1 protein-coding gene is annotated in these 457 nt (G+C 56.2%); it reads left to right on the forward strand.

Features of this window, described 5'->3' with window-relative positions; translation table 11 throughout:
• Positions 1-99: 99 nt before the first annotated feature.
• On the forward strand, positions 100-457 hold a 358-nt coding region (locus tag D3D02_RS19685), incomplete at its 3' end, for an Lrp/AsnC family transcriptional regulator (protein ID WP_147435791.1).

Below are 457 nucleotides of genomic sequence, written 5' to 3' on the forward strand. Positions count from 1 at the left end.
GCAACCGTTTTTTGACTTGGTTTACTACCAGGTTCGACGTGAAAGAGAACCGCTTTCTGATTCGCAAGATATTTTTCTCCCGTAGTAAAACCAACGGGCATGGAAACCACGTCCACGGAGGGACGCATCTTGGCAGTCTTGGAGGAAGACGCGAAGGCGTCGTACGCTGAGATTGCCGAGCGGGCGGGCGTGTCGAAGCCGACGGTCCGGAAATACATCCGCAAACTCGAAGACGACGGTGTCATCATCGGATACTCCGCCGATATCGACCCGAAGAAACTCGCAGGACAGTCGATTGCGATGGTCGGCATCGACGTTGCGAGCGAACGATACGTCGAAGCAACACGGACATTGAAGGAACTCGACGCTGTCGAAGCGCTGTACACCTCCTCTGGAGACCACATGCTGATGGCCGAGGTTCGCGCCGTCGACGGCGACTCCCTCGGTGACGTCATCT

It is taken from the genome of Halobellus sp. Atlit-38R (genome assembly GCF_003665925.1).
Lineage (GTDB): Archaea > Halobacteriota > Halobacteria > Halobacteriales > Haloferacaceae > Haloquadratum > Haloquadratum inordinatus.